This is a genomic window from Haemophilus sp. THUN1692, assembly GCF_059704395.1.
This window is the reverse complement of record NZ_AP046579.1, coordinates 1,923,123-1,946,567: the sequence shown is the minus strand read 5'-3', so window position 1 is coordinate 1,946,567 and position 23,445 is coordinate 1,923,123. Positions and strand designations below refer to the sequence as shown.

Here is a 23,445-nt window from a genome sequence, read left to right as displayed (position 1 = left end):
AATCAACACAAATTTTCCATTGACAAAAGTATAAAAAATCGGCATATTGACGCCCTTTATTTTGTCTATCAATCAACAGAAATTTTAGGAGTTTGACCTTGGCTAATATTAAGTCAGCAAAAAAACGCGTGGTTCAATCTGAAAAACGCCGCCAACACAACGCAAGCCAACGCTCTATGATGCGTACTTACATCAAAAAAGTATATGCTCAAGTAGCAGCAGGTGAAAAAGCAGCAGCTGAAGCAGCATTCGTTGAAATGCAAAAAGTTGTTGACCGTATGGCTTCTAAAGGCTTAATCCACGCTAACAAAGCAGCAAACCACAAATCTAAATTAGCTGCACAAATCAAAAAATTAGCGTAATTTTTAGCTAGAAAGAATGAAAAATAAAACCGCACTTTAAAGTGCGGTTTTTTATTCCATTGAATTTTAGGCTAAAGCAACAACATCGATCCCCATTTGATAATATCAAAGAAAAATTTATTTTCATTCGTCGCGATACCATCTTGATTTTTTGGTGTGCCATCTTCATTTTTCTGTACTTCCACCATGCCATTTTTATATTGACCTTTCACGACAGCCAAATCATCGCGCGCTTCATTACGTAATTTTAAACACGCCTGTTCAGTTAAAGGTTCAACATTACCCACTTCGGTACGGAATTTTTTAAACTGATAGCTTGCATAATTCATTGATTTTTCATCACCTTGAATAATCTTCACATATTGCTCGCCAATAATTTTTTCCAATGGGTAGAAAAAGACATATTGTGAATGAATATAGCTATCTTCTTTAGAAAAATGCTGTTGCAAAATCCGAGTTAAATTTGGGTAAACGCATTGTTCTGCTTGCTTACTTGCAATCGCCCATTGTTTTGCATATTGATCGGAAAGTTGGTAATCCGCCCCCGCAAATTCACCAGGGATTGCGGATTGTGAGCTACCAAACATTGAGCAGCCAGACAGCAATGCTGCCATACCTAAGGTTGCAATTAATTTCACATTTGATCCTTATAAAAGTGAGAATGCGCAAAATTCTAGCAATATCTTCACAACAGATAAAGCAGCAAATGAATTTAGTTTTCCCGATCCGAAAAACTTCCGCTATAATGACCGCACTTTTTTACGTTAATTAAAAGGAATTCTCATGCAAAATCCAAAAGATGATGTGTTATATGCGCCTGTTGAATGGGTCGATCACAGTGAAGGCTACAGCGATATTCGTTATCATAAATCCACTGATGGTATTGCTAAAATCACGATTAACCGCCCGGAAGTTCGTAATGCATTTCGTCCACAAACAGTAAAAGAAATGATCACTGCATTTTCTGATGCACGCTTCGATGAAAACATTGGTGTCATTGTCTTAACCGGCGAAGGCGAAAAAGCATTCTGTTCTGGTGGTGACCAAAAAGTGCGTGGTGATTACGGCGGTTACAAAGATGACAGCGGCGTACATCACTTAAATGTATTAGATTTCCAACGCGATATTCGTTCTTGTCCAAAACCAGTTGTAGCAATGGTGGCAGGTTATGCAATTGGTGGTGGCCATGTATTACATATGCTTTGTGACTTAACGATTGCTGCTGAAAATGCTATTTTTGGTCAAACAGGGCCAAAAGTTGGTTCATTCGATGGTGGTTGGGGTGCAAGCTATATGGCTCGTTTAGTGGGTCAGAAAAAAGCGCGTGAAATTTGGTTCTTATGCCGTCAATATAATGCACAAGAAGCATTAGACATGGGCTTAGTCAATACTGTTGTGCCTTATGCTGATCTTGAAAAAGAAACTGTGCGCTGGTGTCGTGAAATGTTACGCAATAGCCCAATCGCGATCCGTTGTTTGAAAGCAGCATTAAATGCTGACTGTGATGGCCAAGCGGGTCTTCAAGAATTAGCGGGTAACGCGACAATGTTGTTCTATATGACTGAAGAAGGTCAAGAAGGTCGCAATGCGTTTAACGAAAAACGCGCCCCAGACTTCAGCAAATTCAGACGTAACCCTTAATTTATCGTTATAAAGTGCGGTTAAAAATCTTCGTGAATTTTGACCGCACTTTTGTATTGGGAGCAAGCATGGCTGAAAAATCATTTAATCTTTACCGTTATTCCATCCCCGTTGATAGTCAACTTATTCTGCGTGATCGCTTTTTAAAACGCCGTGAAGGCTTAATCGTAAGAGTGAGTTACAGCCGAGACGGTTGGGGAGAAATAGCCCCGCTACCTGGTTTTAGCAAAGAAACCTTAGACCAAGCTCAAGAACAAGCAATTGAATGGCTAACAACATGGTGCAATGCAAGCTGTGATGCACCTCGCGTACCATTAGATGGCACCTACCCCTCCGTTGCTTTTGGTATCAGTTGCGCAATGGATGAAATGAAAGGTTATTTACAAGCTGAAGGCAATTACCATACAGCACCACTTTGTTATGGCGATCCAGACGAACTATACGCCAAACTTGCGAGCATAGAAGGCGAAAAAGTGGCAAAGATGAAAGTGGGCATATACGAAGCCAATCGCGATGGATTAATTGCCGATATGTTTTTAGAAGCGATTCCCGATTTACAATTACGGCTTGATGCAAACCGCCATTGGTCGTTAGAAAAAGCGTTACAATTTGCCGCTAAAGTCAAACCGCAACATAGAAAACGTATTCAATTTTTAGAAGAACCTTGTAAAACACAAGAACTCAGCCGTGAATTTGCTGCTCAAACCGACATTGCAATAGCATGGGATGAATCCGTGCGAGAGCCTAATTTTTGCATGGAAAAAGAACCGCACTTATCGGCTGTCGTAATCAAACCCACTTTAATTGGTTCAATTCAACGTTGTGCTGAACTCATTAACCAAGCACATTCGTTAGGTCTAAAAACGGTTATTAGTTCAAGTATCGAAAGCAGTTTAGGCCTATCCCAGCTTGCGCGAATTGCACAACAATACACCCCGAATGTAACGCCAGGCTTAGACACGTTAGATTTGATGGAATATCAAGTGCTACGCGCTTGGCCGGGTTCTGATTTACCTATTGTGAATTTAGAATCTGAGTTTATCACTAAAATTATCTGATTCGACCACCCAAAATCGAAAAACCAGTATAATGCGCTATACAAAAAAGGATTAAAAATGTCGCAAACACACAGAATTTTGCTGTTAAATGGCCCGAACTTAAATATGTTAGGGGCTCGCGAACCAAAACATTATGGCAGTATTTCTCTTGCATCCATTGAAGAGAAAATGCAAGCCTTAGCCACTCAACACAATGTAAAAGTGGAATGTTTTCAAGCAAATAGTGAAGAAAAATTAATTAATAAGATCCACGAAAGTTTTCAACAAGTCGATTTTATTTTAATTAATCCTGCTGCTTACACCCATACCAGTGTGGCATTGCGCGATGCACTTTTAGCTGTTTCAATTCCTTTTGTGGAGATTCATTTATCCAACGTGCATAAACGTGAATCATTTCGTCATCATTCTTATTTTAGCGATGTGGCTGAAGGCATTATTTCCGGTTTGGGCGCAAAAGGTTACGAGTTTGCCTTTTTATTTGCTATCGATTACCTTGCTAAAAAATAAGAAAATCGAGCATTTTTGGCGAAATTCACAGAATTTTATCGCAAATTTGCAAAATTTAAGGTAATCTTTGCAACACAAAAATAAGTTTATTCATAACCGCACTTTTCATTTAAAAGTGCGGTTAAAATTTCAATCTTTTTAGGAAGAACGTATGGACATTCGTAAAATCAAAAAATTAATCGAATTAGTAGAAGAATCTGGCATTACTGAATTAGAAGTGCAGGAAGAAGAAGGTACAGTACGTATTAGCCGTGCAGCGCCAGCAATTGCTCCAGCAGCAGTTCAATACGCTGCAGCGCCAGTAGTAGCACCGGCTCCAGCTGCTGTGCCAGCTCAAGCGCCAGAAGCGGCGACACCAGCACCAGCTGCATCTGATGAATTATCAGGCCATCTTGTACGTTCACCAATGGTGGGAACGTTCTATCGCAGTCCAAGCCCTGAAGCAAAAGCATTCGTTGAAGTAGGTCAATCTGTGAAAGTTGGGGATGCGCTTTGTATTGTTGAAGCAATGAAAATGATGAACCGTATTGAAGCGGACAAAACTGGCATAGTAAAAGCAATTCTTATCAACGACGGTGATGCGGTTGAATTTGACGAACCATTAATCGTTATTGAATAATTTCCAATATTTTCGTCGGGCAGACTTTAGTCCGCCTATTTCATATACAAACAATTAGAGCGAATTTATCGTAGGCGATATAAATTAAAATCTGTTCACACCAAATTTTATAGGGAGAACAATATTTCAAGAACCTACATAAAAATTCACGTCTATCTGACTAAACGGACTCTTTTATGTTAGAAAAAGTTGTGATTGCTAACCGCGGTGAAATTGCACTACGCATTTTACGTGCTTGTAAAGAATTAGGTATTAAAACTGTGGCGGTTCACTCTACCGCTGATCGTGATTTAAAACACGTTTTACTCGCTGATGAAACTATTTGTATCGGGCCAGCACCTTCCGCAAAAAGTTATTTAAATATTCCAGCTATCATTGCTGCCGCCGAAGTAACAGGCGCAGATGCAATTCATCCAGGATACGGTTTCTTATCTGAAAATGCTGATTTTGCTGAACAAGTTGAACGTTCAGGTTTCACTTTCATCGGCCCAACAGCAGATGTCATCCGTTTAATGGGCGATAAAGTTTCAGCTATTAAAGCAATGAAAAAAGCAGGTGTGCCTTGTGTACCGGGTTCGGATGGCCCTGTAGGTAGTGATATTGCTAAAAATAAAGAAATCGCTAAACGTATTGGCTATCCAATCATCATCAAAGCATCAGGCGGTGGTGGAGGTCGAGGAATGCGTGTTGTTCGTGGCGAAGACGCATTAGAAGAATCTATCGCAATGACCAAAGCAGAAGCAAAAGCTGCATTCAACAATGATATGGTCTATATGGAAAAATACTTAGAAAATCCACGTCACGTGGAAATTCAAGTGTTAGCAGACACTCATGGCAATGCAGTTTATTTGGCTGAACGTGACTGCTCAATGCAGCGTCGTCACCAAAAAGTTGTGGAAGAAGCGCCAGCTCCAGGTATCACTGAAGAAGTTCGCTGCGATATCGGCTCTCGCTGTGCAAAAGCTTGTGTAGAAATCGGCTATCGTGGAGCTGGTACGTTTGAATTCTTATATGAAAATGGCGAATTCTATTTCATTGAAATGAATACACGTATCCAAGTAGAACACCCAGTAACTGAAATGATTACAGGTGTAGATTTAGTGAAAGAGCAATTACGCATCGCAGCAGGCTTACCTATTTCCTTTAAACAAGAAGACATCAAAGTTAAAGGCCATGCAATAGAATGCCGCATTAACGCAGAAGATCCAAAAACATTCTTACCATCTCCAGGCAAAGTAAATCACTTACATTCGCCTGGCGGCTTAGGCGTTCGTTGGGATTCTCATGTTTATGGCGGCTATACAGTGCCTCCACATTACGACTCTATGATCGCAAAACTTATCACTTATGGTGATACACGTGAAGTTGCAATCCGTCGTATGCAAAATGCATTATCTGAAACCATTATTGACGGTATCAAAACCAACATCCCACTTCATGAATTAATTCTTGAAGATGAAAATTTCCAAAAAGGTGGAACAAACATCCACTATTTGGAGAAAAAATTAGGGATGCATGAATAATTAAATTTTAAATGGCTAACAGGTGTTAGCCATTTTCGCATGTTCCTAAACTTTATTTAATGGTAATAAACACTAGAATCAGCAAAACATTTTGAATTATTCAAAAAAGTTGTAAGATTAGCAAACACAAGGGGCGTATGAAATATACGCCCCTTATACCATTCAAAAATATACTTTCACTTATAAAAAATTTAAGGAAGAAACATGACATTAAAACAACGTTATCAACAAGCTGCCAAGGAGGCTAATTGGGCATTAGGCCTATCTATTTTATATGTGATAGGTTGGTGCTTATGTGCTTATTTGCCTAAAGAAACTCAAGGGCCGATTGGTTTCCCTCTCTGGTTCGAGCTCTCTTGTATTTATTTGCCTATTCTGTTTATTGTAATTGACCATTGGATTATCAAAATTATTTATCAAGATATCTCTCTTGAAATCAAGGATGAGGAGAATCAAAAATGAATTTAGGTATTATTCTCCCTTTAATTATTTATCTTGCATTTATATTTGGGGCTGCGATTTTCGCTTATGTAAAACGAACCAAAGGCGATTTCCTAACGGAATATTATGTAGGTAATCGCTCGATGACGGGTTTTGTGCTCGCAATGACAACTGCGTCAACTTATGCCAGTGCAAGTTCTTTTGTCGGAGGGCCTGGTGCAGCTTATAAATACGGATTAGGCTGGGTATTACTGGCGATGATTCAAGTACCTGCTGTGTGGCTTGCATTAGGTGCATTAGGTAAAAAATTCGCGCTATTATCAAGAGAAACCAATGCGTTAACGATTAACGATCTTTTCCTTTATCGTTATAAAAACAAATATTTAGTCTGGCTATCAAGCCTTGCTCTTCTTCTTGCATTTTTTGCGGCTATGACCGTGCAATTTATTGGTGGTGCGCGTTTATTAGAAACAACCATCGGCATTTCTTATACTCAAGCATTGCTCTTATTTGCTTTAACGGTAGGTATCTATACATTTATCGGGGGATTCCGTGCTGTCGTACTCACGGATACCATTCAAGGTACCGTCATGATTTTAGGTACCATTATTCTCCTTGTAGGAACCATTTATGCACTCGGTGGTGTAGAAAGTGCGGTTACTAAATTAACAGAAATCGATCCTGCGTTAGTCACGCCTTACGGGCCAAATGGAATGTTAGATTTTCAATTTATGGCTTCCTTCTGGGTGCTCGTCTGTTTCGGGGTCGTAGGTCTTCCACATACTGCTGTTCGATGTATGGCATTTAAAGACAGCAAAGCCTTACATAGAGGGATGCTAATTGGAACAATTGTTCTTTCCATCATTATGTTCGGTATGCACTTAGCCGGTGCGCTTGGTCGTGCTGTTATTCCAAATTTAACAGTATCAGATCAAGTAATTCCAACTTTAATGCTAAAAGTATTACCACCTATTATTGCAGGTATTTTCTTAGCCGCACCAATGTCAGCAATTATGTCCACAATTGATGCGCAACTTATTCAATCTTCTTCTATTTTTGTAAAAGATTTATACCTTTCTACAAAACCAGAAGCCGCAAAAAATGAGAAAAAAGTAAGTTATTTCTCATCTATTATCACGCTGATTTTGACCGCACTTTTAATCTTTGCCGCCCTCAACCCACCAGATATGATTATTTGGTTAAACCTATTTGCCTTTGGTGGACTCGAAGCCGCATTTTTATGGGTGATTGTGCTGGGTATTTACTGGGATAAAGCAAATGCTTATGGTGCGTTAAGCTCAATGATTATCGGGTTAGGGAGTTATATCTTACTCACTCAACTTGGCGTAAAATTATTTAACTTCCATCAAATCGTACCGTCATTAGTATTTGGATTAATTGCATTTTTAGTGGGTAATAAATTGGGCGAACGTCGTATTGAAAAAACTCAATTAAAAGTTACCGCACTTTAAGCATTAATCAATATGCTGTCACCCTCTTCTAAATTAGAGGAAGGTGATATTTAATTTTCTCACTTTCAGTAAGTTCTACGCTAAAACATAAAATTGGAACAATTCACAGGGATACATCAATGCTCTATCAAATTCTTGCGCTACTTATTTGGAGCAGTTCATTAATCGTCGGTAAACTCACTTATTCGATGATGGATCCTGTGCTTGTTGTGCAAGTGCGGTTAATTATTGCAATGATTATTGTCATGCCACTCTTTTTACGTCGTTGGAAAAAAATTGATAAACCAATGCGTAAACAGCTTTGGTGGTTGGCATTCTTTAACTATACCGCCGTATTTTTATTGCAATTCATCGGACTAAAATATACATCCGCATCCAGTGCAATCACCATGATTGGGTTAGAACCGCTGCTCGTTGTATTTGTTGGACATTTCTTCTTTAAAGACAAAGCAAAATGGTTTCACTGGCTATTCGGCGCAATGGCATTTATTGGCGTGGCAATTTTAATCAATGGTGGAAAAAATAATGAAGGCATTGATAACATCAGTTTATTTGGCTGTTTATTAGTGCTAAGTGCTGGGATCATTTTCGCAGCCGTGTTACGTTGGACACAGCGAGTTGTGGCCAAAGTCTCAACGCAAGCTTATACCTCCGTCAGCATTGTACTTGGGACCATCACAACGTTGCCATTTACGCTATTACTCACAGAAAACTGGCAAATATCATTAAATTCCACAAGTATTGCAGGTTTATTATATCTTGCCATTGGCTGTAGTTGGCTTGCCTATTGGTTATGGAATAAAGGCCTTAATAGTGTGGATGCCAATATCTCCGGTATTTTAGTTGCACTTGAGCCGTTATTCGGCATCTTATTTGCTGTATCATTACTTGGCGAAACGCTGTCATTTTCAGCCGCACTTGGTATAACAATCATCATGCTTGCCACACTTGGCTCGACTTTACTGCCGAAACTTTTGAAAAAATCGGTATAATACGCCCCATTTTATGAAATAAAGGAAAAACAAATGGCTTGGATTCAAATTCGCCTAAATAGCACTAATGAAAAAGCAGAACAAATGAGCGATTTTTTAGAAGAAATCGGCTCCGTTTCTGTGACTTTTATGGATAGTCAAGATACCCCGATTTTTGAGCCTTTGCCTGGTGAAACTCGTTTATGGGGCAACACCGATGTTATTGCGTTATTTGATGCAGAAACAGATATGGCAGAAATCGTCCGCTTATTAAAAGAAGCAAAACACTTAGATAGTAATACGGCATACAAAATTGAACAAATAGAAGATAAAGACTGGGAGCGCGAATGGATGGATAACTTCCACCCAATGCAATTTGGTCAGCGTTTATGGATTTGTCCAAGTTGGCGTGATGTGCCTGATGAAAGCGCCGTCAATGTGATGCTTGACCCAGGCTTAGCGTTTGGTACAGGTACTCATCCTACAACCGCGCTATGTTTAGAATGGCTAGATGGCCTAGATTTAAAAGATAAAACCGTCATTGATTTTGGTTGTGGTTCAGGTATTTTAGCCATTGCTGCATTAAAACTTGGTGCGAAAAGTGCAGTGGGAATTGATATCGATCCACAAGCGATTCTAGCTAGTCGTAATAATGCCGAGCAGAATGGCGTAGCTGATCGCCTACAACTGTTCTTATCTGATGAAAAACCCGCTGATTTAAAAGCAGATGTCGTGGTGGCAAATATTCTTGCTGGCCCTCTCAAAGAACTTTACCCAATCATTAGCCAACTTGTTAAACCGAATGGCGATCTTGGTTTATCGGGCATTTTAGAAACTCAAGCTCAATCGGTATGCGATGCCTATGCGCAAACATTTGCGTTAGAGCCAGTCGCGGTGAGAGAAGAATGGTGCCGAATTACGGGTAAGCTAAAAACGCTTTAATTTCTTTTTGTCAACCAAAAAAAGTGTATTTTTTAAACAAATTTCACTTTGCAAAGTAAGGCAAAATGCGTATTATAGCCAGCCTTGTCGGTCGTCGACCAGTTCGACACTAATTAGATTTAGGCTTGCTAGGAAGGTAACGTAAAATGCGAATCGGTTCATACCAATTAAAAAATCGTGTTTTACTTGCACCAATGGCAGGCATTACCGACCAGCCTTTCCGTCGTCTTTGTGCATATTATGGTGCTGGGCTCACATTTTCAGAAATGATGTCCACAAATCCGCAAGTTTGGCATACCGAAAAATCCAAATTGCGTTTGGCACATAGCGAAGATTTAGGTCTCAATGCCGTGCAAATTGCAGGTAGTGATCCACTCGAGATGGCGCAAGCCGCTGCTATCAACGTGGAATATGGCGCTCAAATCATTGACATTAATATGGGGTGTCCTGCCAAAAAAGTAAATCGCAAACTCGCAGGCTCTGCGTTGTTGCAATTTCCTGATCTCGTAGAAAAAATTCTGCGTGAAGTGGTGGCTGCCGTGAATGTGCCGGTGACCTTAAAAATTCGTACAGGCTGGGATAAATCTAATCGAAACTGCGTTCAAATCGGCAAAATTGCAGAACAATGTGGCATACAAGCATTAACGGTGCATGGTCGTACACGCGCTTGTCTTTTTGAAGGCGAAGCGGAATATGACAACATCAAAGCCGTTAAACAAGCAATTGCCATACCGGTTATAGCCAATGGTGATATTGATTCTGCTCGGAAAGCAAAATTCGTTCTCGATTATACCGGAGCGGATGCCATTATGATCGGTCGTGCTGCACTAGGTAACCCTTGGCTATTTCAAGCTGTGGAAAACCTAATTGAGCATGATTCGATAAACCAAATGCCAAGTTTAAGCGAAAAGTGCGGTCAAATTTTGTGCCATATTCAAGAATTACATCAATTCTATGGCGAACAAAAAGGCTATCGCATTGCGCGTAAACATATGGCTTGGTATTTACAGGGAATTCAACCTGATTCCGTTTTTAAACAGACTTTTAATGCAATTAGTGATCCAAAAGAGCAACTCATTGTATTAGAAGATTTTTTCAATTTAATTTTGGATAAAGAAAAATGTTAGAACAACAACGTAGTCCTGCTGATGCTTTAACAGTATCAGTATTAAATGCGCAATCACAAGTGACCAACAAACCATTACGCGATTCAGTAAAACAGGCATTGCGTAATTATTTAGCGCAATTAGATGGTCAAGATGTGAATGATCTTTATGAATTAGTATTAGCGGAAGTTGAACATCCGATGTTAGATATGATTATGCAATATACTCGTGGTAATCAAACCCGTGCGGCAAATATGCTTGGTATCAACCGTGGTACATTACGTAAAAAACTAAAAAAATACGGTATGGGCTAAGTTATACTTTTTTATATAGCAAAGGGTGAACATTTTAATGTTCGTCCTTTTCATTCAATCACGATAAAGCACAAGCTATAACCTGTGCTTTAAATTTATCTTAAAATCAACCGCACTTTATTCTACGGTAACTGACTTCGCTAAGTTACGAGGTTGATCTACGTCAGTACCTTTAATTAAAGCTACATGATAAGAAAGCAACTGCATTGGAATAGTATAAAAAATCGGTGCAACAATATCATTGACTTTTGGCATCGTGATGATTTTCATTCCTTCACTTGGTGTAAAGCCCGCTTCTTTATCGGCAAATACGTATAATTGGCCACCACGAGCACGAACCTCTTCAATGTTCGATTTTACTTTCTCTAATAATTCATTATTTGGCGCCACAACAATTACTGGCATATCGGCATCAATCAACGCTAATGGACCATGTTTCAATTCTCCAGCTGCATACGCTTCAGCGTGAATATAAGAAATCTCTTTCAATTTCAAAGAGGCCTCTACGGCAATTGGATAAAATGCACCACGACCTAAGAAAAGTGCATGATGTTTTTCAGCAAAATCCTCAGCCAATGCTTCAATTTCGGTATCGAATGCTAACGCTTTTTCAATTTCAGCAGGCAAAGATTGCATTGCTTTGATAATCTCATGCTCTTTTTCTGCAGAAATATGACCTTTAACTTTACCAAGTGCCGTTACCAACATTAATAACGCAGCGAGCTGGGTCGTAAATGCTTTTGTTGATGCAACCCCAACTTCAACACCGGCACGCGTCATAAATGCAAGATCTGATTCGCGTACTAGCGAAGATCCAGCAACATTACAAATTGTTAATGCCGCCATATAGCCCTTTTCTTTCGCTAAACGAAGTGCAGCTAAAGTATCGGCTGTTTCGCCAGATTGAGAAAGGGTAATCAATAAGCTATTTGGGCGTGTAACAAATTTGCGATAACGAAACTCTGATGCAATTTCAACATCACAACTCACGCCAGCCAAAGATTCAAACCAATAACGCGCCACCATACCTGCATTATAAGATGTACCACAAGCAACAATTTGAATATGCTCAACTTTTTCTAAAAAACCTTTTGCACCATTACCAATTGAATCGACAATAACATTTTCATGATTGATACGTCCTTCCATTGTATTGATAAGTGCGGTTGGCTGTTCGTAAATTTCTTTCTGCATAAAATGACGGAATTTACCTTTCTCTGCCGCGTCATTTTCAAGATTAGATTCGTGAATTTCACGCTCAACTTTATTTCCGTAAGTATCATAAATATCAACTGTACGACGTGTAATTTCTGCAATATCCCCTTCTTCTAAAAAGATAAAACGGCGGGTAACACTTAAAAGTGCAAGTTGATCTGAAGCTAAGAAATTTTCACCAATACCTAAGCCAATCACTAGCGGACTACCAGAACGAGCCGCAACTAAATGCTCAGGATGACGACTATCCATTACCACCATACCGTATGCACCAGTGAGTTGTTTTACTGCTTTTTTCACAGCGTCTAAAAGTGAATCCGTGCTACGCATTTCCCACTCAACGAGGTGAGCAATCACTTCAGTATCGGTTTGCGATAAAAATACATAACCACGAGATTTTAATAATTCTCGAAGCTCTTCATGATTTTCAATAATACCGTTATGTACTACGGCAAAAGTGCCTGACGCATGGGGGTGAGCATTGGTTTCTGATGGTTCACCATGTGTTGCCCAACGCGTATGCGCAATGCCTGTACCACCAATCAATGGTTTCTCCGATACAGCCTCACCTAATGCTTTAACTTTACCTAAGCAGCGCACGCGTTGTAATTCATGATCTTCATTTACCACTGCAACGCCTGCAGAATCATAACCACGATATTCCAAACGATGTAAACCATTAATTAAGATTTCCGCTACATCACGTTGCGCTACCGCGCCGACAATACCACACATAAGCTTTCCTTATTGTTAATTAAATAAAAAATACGTCTACTTTTTTAACCGCACTTTATACGCAAATTACTTCTACGCCATGAGCTAAAATGGCTTGTTTATCTTGTTCTGACAATCCTGTATCAGTAATAAGCACATCAATTTGTTGCCAAGTTAATTCTAAATTTGGCATTTTTCGACCAATTTTCTGAGATTCCACCATCACAACAACTTCACGAGAAACTTCCGCCATCACCTGGCTTAATCCTACAAGTTCATTAAAAGTCGTAGAACCTCGCGCTAAATCAATGCCATCGGCTCCAATAAAAAGTTGGTCAAAATCGTAAGAACGTAGCACCTGCTCTGCTACTTTCCCTTGAAACGATTCTGAACGAGTATCCCAAGTTCCACCAGTCATCAGCAACGTTGGTTCATTTTCTAATGCTCTCAATTCTGTTGCCACCGAAAGTGAGTTCGTCATTACAACTAAGCCTTGTTTTAAATTAAGTTGCTTAATCAGAGCTGCCGTAGTACTTCCGCTATCTACGATAATACGGTTATGATCACGAATACGTTCGGCGGCGGCTTTCGCTATAACAAACTTTCGTTTCGTAAGTTCATCATTTTCGTTTTCATCAATAATTTCTTTCGGCATTAAAATTGCGCCACCGTATTTACGCAATAAAAAATCATTTGTTTCTAGCTCACTTAAGTCTTTACGAATAGTCACTTCAGATATATCAAAAAGCTGCACGAGCTGTTCTACACTCACCTCGCCCTGTTCTTGCAAAAGTTGCATAATTGTATGGCGACGTTGTTTAGTATTACGAGGCTGGCTACTTTTTTTCATAAAGCTATCCTTAAATGCAATAAATTTCGATTCGAAAGTTTATGTAAACAATATTGTTTTGTAAAGTAAATTTTAGGTAACAAAAAACCCTGCTTATTGGCAGGGTTTAAAATCATTCAAATATTAATTATTTGATTGCATCTTTTAATGCTTTACCAGATACAAATGCTGGTACTTTAGATGCTGCGATTTGGATTTCAGCACCAGTTTGAGGATTACGACCAGTACGCGCAGCACGTTCATTTACTTTAAATGTACCGAAACCGATTAATTGTACAGGTTCACCTTTTTTGAGGCTTGCAGTAATCGCGTCTAAAGTCGCTTCTAACGCAGCCTTAGCTTGTTTCTTGTTTAATTCTGCAGCACTTGCAATTGCATCAATTAAATCTGTTTTGTTCATAAATTTGTACCTTCTGTTAAATAAAAATTCGATTCTTTAAAATACGCCAGCGGACCAGCCGCAAAAGCTCTGCAAAGGATAATCTAACTTTCTCTTAATTAAAAGAAAGATTTATAAAATTTGTGACGAATCTCACGTTATTGATGAAATTCTATACCAATATTAGATATCCCCTCGGCTCGGATCTCATTTTTTAAATCTAAAATTAATTCAATATCACGTTTTTCACATTCTTTAAGTAAACGATAAATCTGCCATTGCACATCGAGTTCAGCTTGAATATCTTCACTTTCTTTAAGTTCACTTTCCGACCAATCTCGCCCCGTTTCAGTTTCCAATAAACTCGTTACCGTTCCTAAAGAAATTAAGCTAATTTCCACCGCTCTTTCTAATGTTTCACCCGCGGTAATAGCATGTAAAATTTCAGCTAAAGCCTGACAAGCATCTAACGCTGGCACAACACCAAAACTCTCGTAATCATTCACATCAGGAATAATTGTTTCCAATTTCTCCAACTGATTTTCAAAGTTGATCTTGGCATCTTTAACCGTTAAATATTCCCACACCAAATTGAGAATATTTTGATACGTTTTGGCTTCAGCACTAAGCTCGTTCATTTGACAGAACAATTTAAAATTTGGTGCCATACGTTCACATAAAGCAGCCATAAAAGTAAGATGTTGCCAACTTTCTAAGTTTTCTAAGCGTTTATGAATCGGATTTCGCATCTTATTTCCTTAATTCGTAAGGGGGAGTATCTATTAATCGCATTTATGTTCCACTTTACAGAGTTCAAGCGTCGCATGAATTAATTTGCGAGCGATAGTACCTGTTGGCGGTAATTCTGGCAAGGGTTGATCATAAGAAAACCACTGCGCATCATGAATTTCACTTTCCTGCAAAGTAATTTCACCACTCTCATAATCAGCCAGAAAACCGACCATTTGAGAATTCGGAAATGCCCAAGGCTGGCTACCAAAATAACGAATATTTTTTATCAAAATCCCTGTTTCCTCAAAAACCTCTCTACGCACCGCTTGTTCAAATGTTTCACCGACCTCTACAAAACCTGCAAGAGTGGTATACATTCCTCCATTCGGACGATAATGACGTTTGTGATTAGCAAGCAATATTTCTTTTCCACGTCGAACCGCAACAATAATGGATGGGCAAATTACAGGATAAGTTCGATACCCGCAGTGAGTACATTGCACGGCGAGCTCTTCTTGAATTTGTTGTGTTTTATGACCGCACTTTCCACAAAATTTATGGGTTTTCAAGAAATGATTAATTTCCACACCTCGGCTTAATACATGGAATTCATCCTCTGGCAGTGAAAGTAATCCACGCAAACTTACATATTCTCGTTCATCACTTTCTTGCTCAGCCACAAGCCACAACGGATGATTTTTCCATTCCCCGATTTGCATTGCCTGCAATCCTTCCATTCCAAGGGTTTTAGCCGTACCACAAGGCAACTCATTATTCAGCAAATAAAGATTCGAACCTTGAGTAAACAACCAATAACCAAAATCATCTGGATGAAGTGTTTTCATTTTTTACTCCATAAAAATAACCGCACTTTCAAAGTGCGGTTATTATAAATCTTCTTTTTACCACTCACTAATAATAAGAGTGCTCTCCACGCTGATGTTCGGTTACATCTTTTGCACCTTTTAATTCATTCGGGAATAGGCTAATAAGTTGTTTTTCTACGCCATCTTTTAAGGTAACATCCACCATTGAGCAACCATTACAGCCACCACCAAATTGTAAAATTGCGTAACCATCTTCAGTAATTTCAATTAAGGTTATGCGTCCACCATGACTTGCAAGCTGTGGATTAATTTGAGTTTGAATCACGTATTCTACTCGTTCAATTAGTGGTGCATCATCAGCCACCTTACGCATTTTGGCATTTGGCGCTTTTAAGGTAAGTTGTGCGCCAAGCTCTTCGGTAACATAATCAATTTCTGCTTCTTCTAAGAAAGGTAGACTGACCTCATCAATAAATGCAGAAAAAGTATCATATTTCATTTCAAAATCACTTTCTTCCACGGCATTCGGTGGGCAATAAGATACGCCACATTCTGCGTTAGGGGTGCCAGGATTAACTACAAAAATACGAATATTCGTTCCTTCTTCTTGCGTGTCTAAAAGCTTACGAAAATGCGCTTGTGCGGCATCAGAAATAGCGATTTGCTGGGTTGCTTGTTCCATAATTATGTCCTAAATACTTGAGAGAAAGTATCGGGAATAATACGCCCATCGCGCTTTTTTTTCCAGAGCTTTATATTAAGCACGCGCCAGTCCCCACACTTGGATCTCCTCCACACCTAATTTTCGCAACAATTTTGATATTTCATTGAGTGTAGAACCAGTAGTAATTACATCATCCACCAACGCAACACGACGATAAGGAAATTCATTTTTCGAAACAGCAAGAGAAAAGGCATTTTTTAAATTCTGACGACGATCTTTTGCGCTCAAACCACGTTGAGTATGGGTGTGTTTCACGCGCTTTACGATATTATTCAAATTAGGAATATCTAGCCAACGACTTAATTGCCGAGATAATAAATCTGCCTGATTATAACCCCGTCGCCATTGACGAAAATGATATAAAGGCACTGGAATGATTGCTTCTGGCAATTTAAGTTGATGCGTTCGTTTAGCATCACGCACCGCAAGATATAAAAGCCGAGCTAAAGTGCGGTCAATCCAAAATTGATTTTGAAATTTAAAACGGTGAATCAATACAGAAAGTGGTTCAATATAATGCCCAATAATGACTATCTTATCCCAACTAGGTTCTTGTTTAAGGCAATTACCACAATGCTGTGCATAATATTGCAATTCCGCACCACAATGGCCGCAATAAGGAAAAGATTTAATTTGTTTTTGGCAACGTGAACATAGCCCATTTTTTGCGATATGAAGATTGCCACGACAGTGGATACAGCGAAAATTAAAAAAATTCATTATCTAAAAAAGTTATTTTTTACCCGCACTTTTTTGCTTCAAAACCTCTAACGTTTCTCCTGCTTTTAAAATATGCGGCGTCACGAAAATCACTAGTTCACGTTTTTGATGTCGTTCACTTTCTTTACTAAACAATCGTTTAATCCCTGGTATATCGCCAAGTACTGGCACTTTATCTTCGCTTTTCGTGATCGTATCGTGGAACACTCCGCCAAGCACAATGGTTTCCCCATCTTTGGCAAAAACTTGAGTATTAATTTCTTGCTTATCAATAGAGACCACCTCGTTTTGTCCATAAGCGACACGAGAACCTGGTGAGTTTTGACTCACTAATAAATCAAGCAAAATATTGTTATCTTTAGAAATATGTGGCGTCACTTCCAAACCAAGCACTGCCTCACGAAATTCCACAGATTGCGTATCATTACGAGTATTACTCACAACATAAGGAATTTCTGTCCCCTGTTTAATGCTTGCACTTTTCTTATTCGTGGTTAGTAAGCGAGGACTTGCGATAATTTCTACATTATTTTCACGCTCCAAAGCGCTCAATTCTAAATCAAGCAATCGCCCATTAATTTTCGCAACTTGTAATGCTATCGAGCCAGCTGGTGTCGTCGTTATCGCAAAATTTACATTAAGATTATCCGTAATATTTTCAAAACCATTGCCTGCGAGGCTACCCGCTACACGCCCCGCATTTTCCGTTGGATTAAAAATCCCCCAGCGAATGCCAAGTTCTTTCAAACTCTCATCCGTAATTGTCACAATACGCGCTTCAATAGCGATCTGCTCAATAGGTTTATCCATTTCAGAAATTAGTTTTTTGATATTTTGCACAGAACGAGGTTCATCCTGAATAACCAGTAAATTACTGCGGTCATCAAAGGTAATGCTCCCAGCAGGAGAAAGTAAAGAGCCACTTCCTGTCGTTAAGGACTTCATTAATTCAGAAGCTTTAGCAAAATGGAGTTTAACCGTATGACTCACTAAGTGCGGTTCATTTGTAGTAAGATTTCCTGCAACCTGACCTTTGCCTGATTGCCCTCCATTCAGATAGTAAATGCCCTCATCTTTATTCAAAGTAAGCTTCTTACTTTTAGCGATTATTTGTAGCAAACGTGGTATATCAATATTATCTAATTTCAAAGAAATATTGCCTTCTAGAGTCTCATCCATCACTAAATTGACATCATGTTGAAAAGCTAATTGCTCCAGTGTTTGCGCTAAAGGCGCTTGCGATAAACGAATAAAAAAACGTTCGTTATCAGTTTTTGGATTAGCAAAAACGATTAATGGCAACCAAAAACACATTAAAAAACAACCGCACTTTAAAAGATATTTCTTCATAATCTTCCTTTAAAAACTTAATTCTTTCTGTTCAGTGCTATCACATTGCACACCAGACTTGCGCATAAATTGAACTTTATTTTGATTGATTTTTGTTACAACATATCCTTCTTGAGCTACATCAACGCCCTCTAAAACGCTGTAAATTTGCAAATCCTGATCTAGCAATAACGCAAACGTTTTATCTTTAGAAATCACTACCCCCACCAATTTTAAAGCGTTCAAAGGAATTTCAGCCGCTTGGCGATTTTCATCCACTCCGCATAGATTATTAGGTACATCAGAGGAAATTATTTCTGTCTGCTCCATTACTGTTTGTGCATTATCAAACTGAGAATGGGTACGCTGTGTTTTATCGAAAGGATCTTGTCCCCAACTGCAATTCATAAAAAATAATGCAACTAGGAAAAAACAATACTTCATTTTGCCTCCTTATCTAGCTGAAAAATGATCTCGATTTGCAATGGGCTGTCTTCTGGTTTGATAAACTGCAATCGACTCACTGAAAGCTGTGACGTATTAGCTAAAAGTGAGGTTAAAAATGTCTTCGTTTTTTCAAAATGCCCTAGAAGCTGTAAATGCAAAATAGGCTGTTGCCCCATTTCCCAACGTAAATTCTGAGATAAACCGTTACGCGCAGCTAAACGTTGAATTTGTTTATTCAACGGCATAATTTGTGCAGCCAGTTCTGGAGAAAGTTTTCGACTTTCCGACTGCTGCTGTAAAGAGTTTAAAATTTTCTGTTGATGCAACAATTCTGATCTTTTCCCTGCTAATTCACTTTCGATTTCATGGAAACGCGAGCTCCCCTCGATATAATCTAAAACGGGGCGAGAAATCACCGCACTTAATAACAATAAAAAAGTTAAACCGTGCACATAAAAAGGCTGACTTAGCCATTTTCCAAAAGGTGTAAAAGGATCGTTAAAAAAGGCTTTCACTTTTCCTCCCCTTGTTCCACATTAAAGCGAAAAAACAATGTATCTTGTTCAGGCTGAACCTGACTTAATTTCACATAGGGAAAATGTTTCTTTAAAAATTGATGTACCGACTCAAATTCCGTTTGATCTTGTGCTCGACCTTCCAAGCTTAAGTTATGGGCATCTTGTTTAAATCGGTTTAATTCGCCTTTCTGAAGAGGCAATTCACTTAATTGCTGCAAACTATTTTGAACTTGCCTATTCGTGAGAGAGTGCAAAATTTCACCAACTTTCACCGCACTACGTAACTGTTCAATTTGCGTGGTGGTTTTGTAAAGTTGCTGATTAAGTTGATCAAAAGACTTTTGCTGTGTCTGCAAATTTTGTTTCTGTTGTTCAATTAAATTGTTAAAAGCCAACATTAAATTAATAGCAAGCAAGATAAATAAAGCGAAATAAAAAACTAAACGACGTAAACGCTTTTGATGTTGATAAGTACGCCAAGGCAATAAATTCATCGACATTTAGCTACTCACTTTTTGTTGATGTAAATCTTTTTGCCATAGTGCGTTGCCGAGTGCAATAAAGGGCAAATCCGTTTCTACTCTCTGCCAATTTTCTGGTAATGACATATGACTTGAAGGAGTTTGATAAACCAAAATTCGTTCAATTTGCCCTTCAAAACGTTCGGTAAATTGCTCATAAAGTGCGGTCAAATTTTCGTGAGATTGTAAAATTTGCGATTGCTGAGATCTTTCACAAATCGCCAAACAATAGTCATCTTCTTGAAATAAAAACAAAGCATTTTCTGACCGCACTTGTGTATTCAACAAATACTGAAATGCACGCAAGATGCTATGAGGAACAACATCTAACACACTAATTTTAAATGGCTGAAAATCTTGCAAATAAGTTTGAGCACTCGCCTCTCGAATTGCCGTAATCTCTAAACGAAAACCTTGCTTTAACGGAGTAGGAATATAATCAAACCACAATTCCTCTAAAGAAATGGGCAACTCTTTCTCAATCACAAATTTACATTGTTGATGACATTCTTGCGCATTTAATATTTGCGGTAACATTAATACTTTCGACCAAGTCAAGTGAGCAGAAATACTTGCCACAAACCGCAAAGAAAAGGTTTTCCCTTGAGATTGTGTTTTTAAATGTCGCAAAAAACGATTTTTTAAATCACTGTCATTGATAAAGGCTTGATAACATTGTGGCTGTTCAAATTCATCAAACCACACAAAATCAAAATCACCTTGCTTACGGTGAATACCAATTTGTAAAGTGCGGTGATTTTTCCAGGAGAATTGCATATTCTTTCCTATTTTTTAAAGGCTGAATCTTTTATACTTAGCAGCTAAATCATAGGTCTCTTGACAAGAATATTCATTAATGAAGCGAGAATTTTACGATGCGGATCGCAAAATTAATATTTAGTACCCTATTAACTTTATGTATTTTAGGTTTAGTCGCAGGCGGAATGCTGTATTTCCACCTAAAATCAGAATTGCCCTCAGTAGAAGCATTAAAAACCGTTGAATTACAACAGCCAATGCAGATTTATACGGCCGATGGTAAATTAATTGGTGAAGTGGGTGAGCAACGACGTATTCCAGTGAAATTAGCTGAAGTACCACAACGCTTAATTGATGCATTTTTAGCGACAGAAGACAGTCGTTTTTACGATCATCACGGATTAGACCCTATCGGCATTGCCCGTGCGTTATTTGTCACAGTGAGTAATGGCGGTGCATCACAAGGCGCAAGTACAATTACCCAACAATTAGCACGTAACTTTTTCTTAACTCCAGAAAAAACTATTATTCGTAAAGCTCGTGAAGCCGTGCTTGCGGTAGAAATTGAAAATACCCTCACTAAACAAGAAATCTTAGAGCTTTATTTAAATAAAATCTTTTTAGGCTATCGTTCTTATGGTGTTGCGGCTGCTGCACAAACCTATTTCGGTAAATCATTAAATGAATTAACGTTATCGGAAATGGCCATTATCGCAGGCTTACCAAAAGCACCTTCAACCATGAACCCACTTTATTCTTTAAAACGTTCAGAAGAACGCCGTAATGTGGTGCTAAGCCGAATGTTATATGAAAAATACATCAGCAAAGAAGAATATGATGCAGCATTAAAAGAGCCAATCGTCGCCAGTTATCATGGTGCAAAATTTGAATTTCGTGCTGATTATGTCACTGAAATGGTACGCCAAGAAATGGTTCGCCGTTTTGGTGAAGAAAATGCCTACACCAGTGGTTATAAAGTATTTACCACTGTACTTTCAAAAGACCAAGCTGAAGCACAAAAATCTGTGCGTAATAACTTGATTGACTATGATATGCGTCACGGTTATCGCGGTGGTGCACCTTTATGGCAAAAAAGTGAAGCAGCTTGGGATAATGATCGCATTGTCGGTTTTCTACGCAAACTGCCAGATTCTGAGCCATTTATTCCCGCCGCCGTGGTTGGAATAACAAAAGGTGGCGCGGATCTATTATTAGCATCTGGTGAAAAAATGACGCTCTCCACTAATGCAATGCGTTGGACTGGCAGAAGCAATCCTGTAAAAGTAGGTGAGCAAATTTGGATTCGTCAACGCACTAATGGTGAATGGCAATTAGGACAAATTCCTGCAGCCAACTCAGCATTAGTATCGCTTAACTCAGATAATGGTGCGATTGAAGCTATTGTTGGTGGCTTTAGCTATGAACAAAGTAAGTTCAACCGTGCGACACAATCCTTAGTTCAAGTGGGTTCTTCTATCAAACCATTTATTTACGCTGCAGCATTAGAAAAAGGCTTAACGCTTTCTAGCGTATTACAAGACAGCCCAATTTCTATTCAAAAACCAGGACAAAAATTGTGGCAACCCAAAAACTCACCTGATCGTTATGATGGTCCAATGCGTTTACGCGTAGGATTAGGTCAATCCAAAAATATGATTGCTATTCGTGCTATCCAAACAGCAGGTATTGATTTCACAGCAGAATTTTTACAGCGTTTTGGCTTTAAACGTGATCAATATTTTGCAAGTGAAGCTTTAGCTCTTGGCGCTGCCTCTTTCACACCATTAGAAATGGCTAGAGCTTATGCGGTGTTTGATAATGGCGGTTTCCTCATTGAACCTTATATCATTGAAAGAATTCAAGATAACGCGGGTAAAGACTTATTTGTTGCAAACCCTAAAATTGCTTGTATTGAGTGTAATGATATCCCTGTTGTTTATGGTGAAACGAAAGACAAAATCAACGGCTTTGCGAATATTCCTTTAGGCGAAAATGCCTTAAAACCATCAGATGACAGTACAAACGGTGAAGAAGTTGATCAACAACCTGAAACTGTACCTGAACTGCCAGAATTACAGTCAAACGTCACCGCACTTAAGGAAGATGCAATTGATTTAATGGCAGCAGCAAAAAATGCCTCGTCAAAAATAGAATATGCACCACGTGTCATTAGTGGCGAGTTAGCATTTTTAATCCGCAGCGCCTTAAATACTGCGATTTATGGCGAACAAGGTTTAGACTGGAAAGGAACTAGCTGGCGTATCGCACAAACGATTAAACGTGGCGATATAGGTGGAAAAACAGGTACCACCAACAGTTCAAAAGTGGCTTGGTATGCGGGATTTGGTGCAAACTTAGTAACCACAACTTATGTCGGGTTTGATGATAACAAACGTGTACTTGGGCGCGGAGAAGCAGGGGCGAAAACAGCAATGCCTGCTTGGGTCGCTTACATGAAAACGGCATTGAGCGACAAACCAGAACGTAAATTACCATTACCACCCCAAATTATGGAAAAAAGTATTGATACTATGACTGGATTGCTTTCGCCATCTGGTGGACGAAAAGAATACTTTATTGTAGGTACTGAACCGACACGTACCTATCTTTCGGAAATGCAAGAGCGTGGTTATTATGTTCCTACAGAGTTACAGCAACGCTTAAATAATGAAGGTAATACGCCAACGCCTGCTGCACAACCAGAAGAACTCTTCTAAAAATGACCGCACTTTAAGTGCATAATCAGGCGAGTCA

General features: G+C 39.0%; 26 protein-coding genes. 13 read left to right on the top strand and 13 right to left on the bottom strand.

Features of this window, described 5'->3' with window-relative positions:
* The first annotated feature begins 98 nt into the window (after window positions 1-98).
* Window positions 99-362: a 30S ribosomal protein S20 gene (gene rpsT, locus AC6H0A_RS10040; RefSeq protein ID WP_005641305.1), complete on the top strand. Its 264-nt coding sequence runs from the start codon at window positions 99-101 to the stop codon at window positions 360-362.
* Window positions 363-433: 71 nt separating this feature from the next.
* Here rpsT and AC6H0A_RS10035 read toward each other — a convergent pair whose 3' ends face one another.
* Entirely contained in the window at window positions 434-1,000 is a 567-nt protein-coding gene (locus tag AC6H0A_RS10035; RefSeq protein ID WP_005641303.1) for a DUF5358 domain-containing protein, read from the bottom strand.
* Between the two features lie 145 nt (window positions 1,001-1,145).
* Between AC6H0A_RS10035 and menB the strand changes: the two genes are divergently transcribed.
* The 11 genes from menB (at window position 1,146) to fis (ending at window position 10,956) form a co-directional block, all read left to right on the top strand.
* On the top strand, window positions 1,146-2,003 hold the full coding sequence (gene menB, locus AC6H0A_RS10030; RefSeq protein WP_005630980.1) for a 1,4-dihydroxy-2-naphthoyl-CoA synthase: 858 nt from the start codon (window positions 1,146-1,148) through the stop codon (window positions 2,001-2,003).
* A 68-nt stretch (window positions 2,004-2,071) separates the two neighbouring features.
* The gene (gene menC / locus AC6H0A_RS10025) at window positions 2,072-3,061 is read left to right on the top strand and encodes an o-succinylbenzoate synthase (RefSeq protein WP_044232626.1); all 990 of its coding nucleotides are present in this window, start codon (window positions 2,072-2,074) and stop codon (window positions 3,059-3,061) included.
* A gap of 57 nt (window positions 3,062-3,118) precedes the next feature.
* Complete coding sequence (aroQ, locus tag AC6H0A_RS10020; RefSeq protein ID WP_005641299.1) at window positions 3,119-3,568, top strand: type II 3-dehydroquinate dehydratase; 450 nt, start codon at window positions 3,119-3,121, stop codon at window positions 3,566-3,568.
* 151 nt (window positions 3,569-3,719) lie between these two features.
* Entirely contained in the window at window positions 3,720-4,187 is a 468-nt protein-coding gene (accB, locus tag AC6H0A_RS10015; protein ID WP_005641297.1) for an acetyl-CoA carboxylase biotin carboxyl carrier protein, read from the top strand.
* 176 nt (window positions 4,188-4,363) lie between these two features.
* Window positions 4,364-5,710 carry an acetyl-CoA carboxylase biotin carboxylase subunit gene (gene accC / locus AC6H0A_RS10010; RefSeq protein ID WP_005641294.1) on the top strand — a complete coding sequence of 449 codons (1,347 nt, stop codon included), beginning with the start codon at window positions 4,364-4,366 and terminating at the stop codon, window positions 5,708-5,710.
* Window positions 5,711-5,914: 204 nt separating this feature from the next.
* On the top strand, window positions 5,915-6,172 hold the full coding sequence (locus tag AC6H0A_RS10005) for a YhdT family protein (RefSeq protein WP_005641292.1): 258 nt from the start codon (window positions 5,915-5,917) through the stop codon (window positions 6,170-6,172).
* Complete coding sequence (panF, locus tag AC6H0A_RS10000; RefSeq protein WP_005641289.1) at window positions 6,169-7,623, top strand: sodium/pantothenate symporter; 1,455 nt, start codon at window positions 6,169-6,171, stop codon at window positions 7,621-7,623. Before AC6H0A_RS10005 ends, panF begins: the two co-directional genes overlap by 4 nt.
* Window positions 7,624-7,742: 119 nt before the next feature.
* Window positions 7,743-8,615 carry a DMT family transporter gene (locus AC6H0A_RS09995; protein WP_005641287.1) on the top strand — a complete coding sequence of 291 codons (873 nt, stop codon included), beginning with the start codon at window positions 7,743-7,745 and terminating at the stop codon, window positions 8,613-8,615.
* A gap of 33 nt (window positions 8,616-8,648) precedes the next feature.
* Window positions 8,649-9,536: a 50S ribosomal protein L11 methyltransferase gene (prmA, locus tag AC6H0A_RS09990; protein WP_005641285.1), complete on the top strand. Its 888-nt coding sequence runs from the start codon at window positions 8,649-8,651 to the stop codon at window positions 9,534-9,536.
* A 146-nt stretch (window positions 9,537-9,682) separates the two neighbouring features.
* Window positions 9,683-10,663 carry a tRNA dihydrouridine synthase DusB gene (gene dusB / locus AC6H0A_RS09985; RefSeq protein WP_497512639.1) on the top strand — a complete coding sequence of 327 codons (981 nt, stop codon included), beginning with the start codon at window positions 9,683-9,685 and terminating at the stop codon, window positions 10,661-10,663.
* On the top strand, window positions 10,657-10,956 hold the full coding sequence (fis, locus tag AC6H0A_RS09980) for a DNA-binding transcriptional regulator Fis (RefSeq protein WP_005646807.1): 300 nt from the start codon (window positions 10,657-10,659) through the stop codon (window positions 10,954-10,956). The genes dusB and fis overlap by 7 nt, the downstream gene beginning before the upstream one ends.
* A 117-nt stretch (window positions 10,957-11,073) precedes the next feature.
* Here fis and glmS read toward each other — a convergent pair whose 3' ends face one another.
* From glmS to AC6H0A_RS09920, 12 genes are all read right to left on the bottom strand, one after another.
* Window positions 11,074-12,906, bottom strand: coding sequence for a glutamine--fructose-6-phosphate transaminase (isomerizing) (glmS, locus tag AC6H0A_RS09975; protein WP_005641279.1), 1,833 nt, complete (start codon window positions 12,904-12,906; stop codon window positions 11,074-11,076).
* A gap of 55 nt (window positions 12,907-12,961) precedes the next feature.
* Window positions 12,962-13,735, bottom strand: a complete 774-nt coding sequence (locus tag AC6H0A_RS09970; RefSeq protein ID WP_005641277.1) for a DeoR/GlpR family DNA-binding transcription regulator — start codon at window positions 13,733-13,735, stop codon at window positions 12,962-12,964.
* Between the two features lie 127 nt (window positions 13,736-13,862).
* Window positions 13,863-14,135 (bottom strand): HU family DNA-binding protein, encoded by a 273-nt coding sequence (locus AC6H0A_RS09965; RefSeq protein WP_005641275.1) that lies wholly within the window; start codon window positions 14,133-14,135, stop codon window positions 13,863-13,865.
* A 137-nt stretch (window positions 14,136-14,272) separates the two neighbouring features.
* On the bottom strand, window positions 14,273-14,863 hold the full coding sequence (locus AC6H0A_RS09960; RefSeq protein WP_179230763.1) for a YjaG family protein: 591 nt from the start codon (window positions 14,861-14,863) through the stop codon (window positions 14,273-14,275).
* A 33-nt stretch (window positions 14,864-14,896) separates the two neighbouring features.
* A complete protein-coding gene (nudC, locus tag AC6H0A_RS09955; RefSeq protein ID WP_179230762.1) occupies window positions 14,897-15,691 on the bottom strand; it encodes an NAD(+) diphosphatase in 795 nt (264 codons plus the stop codon).
* 67 nt (window positions 15,692-15,758) lie between these two features.
* Entirely contained in the window at window positions 15,759-16,355 is a 597-nt protein-coding gene (gene nfuA / locus AC6H0A_RS09950; protein WP_005634545.1) for a Fe-S biogenesis protein NfuA, read from the bottom strand.
* Window positions 16,356-16,430: 75 nt separating this feature from the next.
* Window positions 16,431-17,117, bottom strand: coding sequence for a ComF family protein (locus AC6H0A_RS09945; protein ID WP_005641268.1), 687 nt, complete (start codon window positions 17,115-17,117; stop codon window positions 16,431-16,433).
* Between the two features lie 12 nt (window positions 17,118-17,129).
* Window positions 17,130-18,467 (bottom strand): type IV pilus secretin PilQ family protein, encoded by a 1,338-nt coding sequence (locus AC6H0A_RS09940; RefSeq protein WP_179230761.1) that lies wholly within the window; start codon window positions 18,465-18,467, stop codon window positions 17,130-17,132.
* Between the two features lie 9 nt (window positions 18,468-18,476).
* Window positions 18,477-18,890 (bottom strand): pilus assembly protein PilP, encoded by a 414-nt coding sequence (locus tag AC6H0A_RS09935; protein WP_005641264.1) that lies wholly within the window; start codon window positions 18,888-18,890, stop codon window positions 18,477-18,479.
* Window positions 18,887-19,408 (bottom strand): competence protein ComC, encoded by a 522-nt coding sequence (gene comC / locus AC6H0A_RS09930; RefSeq protein WP_005641262.1) that lies wholly within the window; start codon window positions 19,406-19,408, stop codon window positions 18,887-18,889. The genes AC6H0A_RS09935 and comC overlap by 4 nt, the downstream gene beginning before the upstream one ends.
* On the bottom strand, window positions 19,405-19,911 hold the full coding sequence (locus tag AC6H0A_RS09925; RefSeq protein WP_005641260.1) for a hypothetical protein: 507 nt from the start codon (window positions 19,909-19,911) through the stop codon (window positions 19,405-19,407). The genes comC and AC6H0A_RS09925 overlap by 4 nt, the downstream gene beginning before the upstream one ends.
* Window positions 19,912-20,709, bottom strand: a complete 798-nt coding sequence (locus AC6H0A_RS09920; RefSeq protein WP_005641258.1) for a type IV pilus biogenesis protein PilM — start codon at window positions 20,707-20,709, stop codon at window positions 19,912-19,914. It lies immediately after the preceding gene.
* Between the two features lie 98 nt (window positions 20,710-20,807).
* Here AC6H0A_RS09920 and AC6H0A_RS09915 point away from each other — a divergent pair, with 98 nt between their 5' ends.
* Window positions 20,808-23,408 (top strand): penicillin-binding protein 1A, encoded by a 2,601-nt coding sequence (locus AC6H0A_RS09915; protein WP_179230760.1) that lies wholly within the window; start codon window positions 20,808-20,810, stop codon window positions 23,406-23,408.
* Window positions 23,409-23,445 lie beyond the last annotated feature (37 nt).